The sequence below is a fragment of the Acrocarpospora pleiomorpha genome (assembly GCF_009687885.1).
GTDB classification, from domain to species: Bacteria; Actinomycetota; Actinomycetes; order Streptosporangiales; family Streptosporangiaceae; genus Acrocarpospora; species Acrocarpospora pleiomorpha.
The window spans coordinates 1-5700 of record NZ_BLAF01000139.1; the positions used below are offsets into that span (position 1 = coordinate 1).

Annotated in this window: 3 protein-coding genes and 1 pseudogene; 1 reads left to right on the forward strand and 3 read right to left on the reverse strand. The window is 63.4% G+C overall.

The features are described from left to right. Positions 1–132 precede the first annotated feature (132 nt). On the forward strand, positions 133–1554 hold the full coding sequence (locus Aple_RS51555; RefSeq protein ID WP_155352143.1) for a hypothetical protein: 1422 nt from the start codon (positions 133–135) through the stop codon (positions 1552–1554). A 103-nt stretch (positions 1555–1657) separates the two neighbouring features. On the opposite strand, the pseudogene Aple_RS51560 reads toward Aple_RS51555, so the two are convergent. From Aple_RS51560 to ltrA, 3 genes and pseudogenes are all read right to left on the reverse strand, one after another. Next, a pseudogene (locus Aple_RS51560) lies at positions 1658–1939 on the reverse strand (IS30 family transposase); the annotation flags it as partial. An 85-nt stretch (positions 1940–2024) separates the two neighbouring features. Beyond that, entirely contained in the window at positions 2025–3275 is a 1251-nt protein-coding gene (locus Aple_RS51565; RefSeq protein ID WP_155352145.1) for an ISAs1 family transposase, read from the reverse strand. 942 nt (positions 3276–4217) lie between these two features. Next, on the reverse strand, positions 4218–5423 hold the full coding sequence (ltrA, locus tag Aple_RS51570) for a group II intron reverse transcriptase/maturase (RefSeq protein ID WP_155352146.1): 1206 nt from the start codon (positions 5421–5423) through the stop codon (positions 4218–4220). Positions 5424–5700 lie beyond the last annotated feature (277 nt).

A 5700-nucleotide genomic window follows, 5' to 3' on the forward strand; every position in this document is an offset into this window, starting at 1 on the left:
AGGCTGCCGTACTAGGGGTTTCCGAAATTTCGTTCAGGACGGGATGGCCAAAATGATGATAAATGGGCTTGTCTTGGTGGATGGCTTGCCGGGTTCGGCATGAAGGTGTAGTACTGCAATATGATCCATCCTGTGGGTACGCGGCGCGATTTGAGTGCCCAAGGCTGGTACTTCTCTCCGACCGACGGAGGAATCGAACACTCAATCGACGACAAGGCCTTTCGTGACAGCTTGATGTTCCATCTTCTGTTCGAGCCTGAGCCCCTTGTCATCCCAGATGTCTTCTTTTTCAACTGTAGATACCTCATCAACCATATAGAGGGATCCGGGTCACCCATTTTCCTCCGTGCGCTCAGATCAGGGCTGATCAAGCCGGCGTTCCGCTCGGGCACGACGGAGACCTTCGCTCAGAGCCTGGAAGAAATCGGCGTCCAGCGGATACTGGGCATCGAGGAGAACCAGTACACCAATGACCCGAGAGAACTTGCGGCGCGCCTTGATCACGTTTTCGACATCTCCCGGCCTAGCAGCCACCTGGTATGGCCGGAGAATATGGGCGCGGCCTTCGGGAACGTTTTGCGGCGTGTTCTGACCGAGCAGGGAGAACTGGCGGTCGACAGCATCATGCTGCGGGCCATGTGGAGCAGGCTGGAGCCTTTCCGCGTGGACGCCATCGAAGAGGCTCGGCGTGTCACCGAGCTCACCGGGGGCATTGGCGTCAGACGTGCGGAAGTCTGGAACACAGTCGGCAGAAGACTGGGCTTTCTCTCGGCTGATGAATATTTCGATAAGCCACGAGACCTGCTGGTCGCGGTCAAGCGAACAGACCGCAAGAACAACACGCCCCTCTATCCGGATATGGTGTTCTTCGTCGACATGGTTAATCTGTGCTACCAGCAGAGCCAGGCGCAGCAGTTCCAGTGCGGCCATAATATTCCCGGCGCCCTGGGAAGACACGCGGCCCCGCTGTTCCCCAGCCTCAGGCGGCGAGCGTGGAATGACGCACCAATCGCCTTCGAGATGATCGTCAAGCTGCCAGCCATGACCACACTTGCCCTGGCGGATAGCGGGGCGATCATCTCCGTTCGTGATGGCGATCCGGCACAGCGGTACTTCGAAATGCGGGCAGCCTGGGTAAGGGAACCGACATCCGCCCGCGAAGAGAGCCTGCGGCAAGCCATCCGAGGCTATGCGGCAGAGCTGTCGAATGTCGCCAGGGGACCGCAGAAGTCGACCAGGATCGGAATGATCAGAACAATCGCACGTCCGGTGGCAGAGTTGGCCGGAACGGTGCTGACCACGGGCGCGGGAGTCATCGCCGGCGCCACTATCGAGGTGCCGACCATGCCGAAACTGTTCGGCGCCGTGGTGGGCGGTATGGCTGGAGCGGCGGTGGGCAGCGCCGGGGCAACTGTCGTGAAGATTTTTCAGGAGCTGCGACCCGGGCCGCACGTTCCCAAAGAACCACGCCATATCGAGATAGAAAGCGTTCTGGAATCGCCGGACCTCAATATCCCGACCATCGTCGACAGTGGATTGGATTCAACCGAGTAATGCTGTCAGCGGTCAGGGAAGGGCGGTCTCAAGCGGTGAGTGCATCACCCGCTGCGGCAAGTAGATTATTGAGTTCCTCAGCCGGCGTCTTGAATCCAAGGGTTCAGCGAGGTCGCTCATTCAAACTTGCAGCGATTTCGTTAAGCTCGCTCTGACTATAGCAGGTAAGATCGATCCCTTTCGGAAGATATTCGCGAATGAGGCCGTTGGTATTCTCGCTGCTGCCACGCTGCCAGGGCGAATGCGGATCACAGAAGTTCACCGGGATGTCGGTGCTGAGGGAGAACCTGGCGTGACCCGCCATCTCGACGCCCTGATCCCAGGTCAGCGACCGCTTCAGCTGCTCCGGCAGATGCCGGATCTCAGCGGCCAGACGAGCGGCGACGTATCCATTCACGCCTGTGATTGATCAGGTGCTTTGGCACGGCCCCGGCATGTTGAAGATGTGCTCGCTCGTGGGTGATTTGAGTTCATAGGTCGAACAGGGTGAGCAGGCGGCGCGCGTCGTTTCGGTAGTGCCGCCGGGCGTGAGCCATGTTGACGTGTCCGACGTGGCGGAACGCGCCGATCGCGAGGTTTCTGCAGGTCGCCATCACCTGAGGCAGACTGCCGGTACGGATCTGGCCGGCGTCCTCACGGAATGTGACATCGCGGACATGGTGCATGGCCTCCACCCCCCAGCGCCGACGGACGTAGGTGCCCAGATGGGCGGGTCCGGCCAGGTGAGCGGGCAGGTTCGTGATGGCGTAGGCCACCTCTTTACTCCTGCCCGAGCCATGCAGATCGGCGATGTGCCGCACGATCCGCATGACCTGAACCGCGCCGGGGAAGTCGACGCCATCGGCGGGGGCGGTACGGATGGTGCGGCGTTCACTGCGGCCGTGGCCCCGCTCGATCTCGGTGTGACCGGTACCGGCCCGCTCGTGCTCGGCGTCGGTCCCAGCGGCCAGGACGGCCATCGCCGCGGCCAGGAGCGCGGGCTGATTGTCCTTCAAAATCATGACATAGTACGCGCCGAGGTCCTCGGTCAGGTGCCGGGCGCTCTCGCGGACGGTATGCAAGGCGTCGGCGGTCAAGACCATCCCGGTCAGATCCACTCCGGCCATCAGCTGCTTGAGTTCGGGCACCTCGCTGGTCTTGGTATCGATGGCCCGCTGAGCGAGCGTCGCATGACGGGTATGGCAGAACAGCGACAGCAGCTGGGGGCGGCGGCCGTCGGCGCGGCGGGCTCCGCGGATGGCCTTGCCATCGGCCGCCGCCCCGGGCAGCAACCCCGCCACCGCGTGACGTTCCCGGTCACGCCGGCGGGCCCGGCGGGCTTCGCGCTCCTTCGACCATGCCGGCTCGGCCGGCTCGGCGGTCTCCGGCCGAGCCGCATCGGGGGTATCGGGATGGCCGGGTGCGCCGGCTTGGCGGGGCGCCTGCCCGGCCAGGTAAGCGCACACCTCGCGATCCAGCTCGTCGCCGTCGACCTCGCCCAGGACCCGGCGGAAGGTCCGCTCGCTGGGCGGTACGTGCAGCCCGGTGAACGGATCACGCCACACCTCCAGTTCGGCCAGTACTTCCTGCGGGCACGCGTCGGAGGCCCAGTGCCAGACCGCGATGATCGAGTCTCCGCCGACCACGGCCACCCCGCACGCGGCCAGTGCCAGGATCGAGGCCAGCGGATGCCGGAGGTTTCGGGTGGACCGCTGGTCGGAAATCCGGCGGAAGCGGGTCAAGCAGGCCTTCGCGGGTTACCCGATCGGGCACCGAGCCCGCTGTGTTGCCGCTCTCGACCGGGCTGATCAGCGATGATAGGGCCACGGGCACGGCTTCCTCCGGATCGGTTGGTGTGAGAACCTCGATCTTCGGGAGTCGTGCCCGTTTCCATGCCCGAATTGGATCAGTGATTACCAACGGCGGAGGCCGCAGCCATTCGCGCGCAAGGAATCAAACCCGGTCAAAACTTCGAGATGCCGGGGCGTGGAGCGGACAGGTGAGCCGCTCGACGGCACCGTACTGCTCCGGCGAAGCTCCTGACGGACCTGGATGAGGGGCATTCAAGGGTCTCCTGCACCGCACATATTTGATGCCTGATCACGCGCCGAGTACAACCGGGTCCGCCCGGATATGACCTGCCGTCGCCGAGTCGGCAACCTCTACCTGCTCTCGGAAACCATGACTGGGCCGACCGCTGGGATCATCGGCGAGGTGAGCCCAACCGTGGCCGCGACGCTGCTCGCCAGCCTGAAGGGTGTCAATACTCCGTTTCATGGTTGTGGGCTGCGGGGATGTCTCGGCTCCGTTGTCTGATCCAGTGGCCGGGATCGGGCATGCTCGAGGCTCATGACGCTGCGTCTCATCTATGTGATGCTCTGCAGGATTGTCGGCTGGCTGACGCTGCTGGCCCGTGGCAACGCCTCCAAGCAGCCGCGACAGCACCGCCAGCATCGCCGAAATGAAAGAGAAGGTGTTTGTCACGGCGAGGTAGGCCAAGCGCACCAACATGGCAGATCATCATGCCGTGGCGACGCATCACCCGCGACTCCCCCGGCCCCGAGCCATGCGAACACCGATCATGCCTGCGGTGAGTAGCCGGGGGCATCTCAGCCCCCGGCTCTCGTAGAACCGGGCTTAAGCCTCTCGACTTACCCGGCTCCCATCATCCGGTCGTTTACCGGTCACGGCCGGCAGAGCCGCCAGTGGACGAAACCCCCCGGGTGGAGCGCTGCGGCCCTGCCCAGTGCGTCTCGCGCTCGCATCCATCGGCCGCGGTACCGCTTGTACTTCTGCACGATCCACCGGACCAGATAGTCGTTGATCCGGTTGAGGCTGGGGACCAACGCGGACGGATAAAACCGGCCGTAATAGTTGATCCACCCCCGCACCACGGCGTTGATCTCGTGAGCCAGGTCCTTCAGGCTTGCTCCACTGCGTCTGTGTAGCCGCCAGGAACGGATCTGCGCGCGGATGCATTTGGCGGCCTCGTCGCTGATGGCTGGGTTGAAGCTGAAGAAGTACACTCCATGCCTCGTCCGGACCATCCGCACGCGAAACCCGTACCCGAGGAAGGTGAAGGAGGTGTGTTCGTACGAGCCACGCCTCCTGCCGTCCTTGCAATACACGATGCGGGTCTTGTCGGGATGCAGTTGCAACCCCCCGCATTCGTCCAATCGCTGCGCGATCGCTTGCCGCACTTGGTGCGCTTCGGCTTCGCTCCGGCAGTGGACCACCACATCATCGCAGTACCGTTCAAAGGCGACGGCCGGATACTCCCGGGCCATCCAGGCATCGAACGCGTAGTGCATGAACAGGTTGGCGAGCAACGGTGAGATCGCCGAACCCTGTGGGCTCCCGCGATCCCGGGCGATCAACGTGCCGTCCTGCCGTTGGAGCGGGGCCGTCAGCCACCGCTCCACATACAGCAGGACCCACTTGTGATCGGTGTGATGGGCCACCGCCTTGAGGACCAGATCATGATCCAGATTATCGAAGAACCCTTTGATGTCCAGATCGATAACCCAGTCGGTTCGCCAGCAGCGTTCCCGGCACTCTCCCACCGCGTCCAGCGCGCTCTTGCGGGGCCGATACCCATAGGAGTCGGGGTGGAAGATCTTCTCCACCTCCGGCTCCAGGGCCATGGCCGCCACTGTCTGCGCGATCCGGTCCGCGACGGTTGGCACACCGAGAACCCGGACCCCCTTACCTTCCGGCTTGGGGATCTCCACCATCCGCACCGGCGGCGGGAAATAACACCCCGACGACATCCGATTCCACAGCTTGTACAGGTTCCCTCTCAGGTCCTGTTCGAACTGCTCGATCGACTGCCCGTCGACACCCGCCACACCTTTGTTCGCCTTCACCCTCCGATACGCCTCATAAACCATGTGCTTGGAAATCTCAAACGACTTCGGTCCGCTCACCTGGCTCCTCCCGGCACCGCCGGTTGACCACCAAACAGACCAGGATGACCCGCCCCCTTGGCTCCACCCGCATTACCGGGCTTCCTCACTACTACGAGACGGTCCGCCCCCGTGCCCCGCGACGGTACTCGGCCTCTTGCGGCGTGGACCGCTTGAGGATCTCCCTCTCGCCGCCACCCTGACGGGCCAGCGACAGTGTCGGGGCGACAGGTTCCCACGTTCCATGCAAGAGCCCAGGCCA

Coding starts and splice junctions, on each gene's coding strand:
- ltrA (WP_155352146.1), bottom strand. CDS start 5,423: ATGGTTTATGAGGCGTATCGGAGGGTGAAGGCGAACAAAGGTGTGGCG.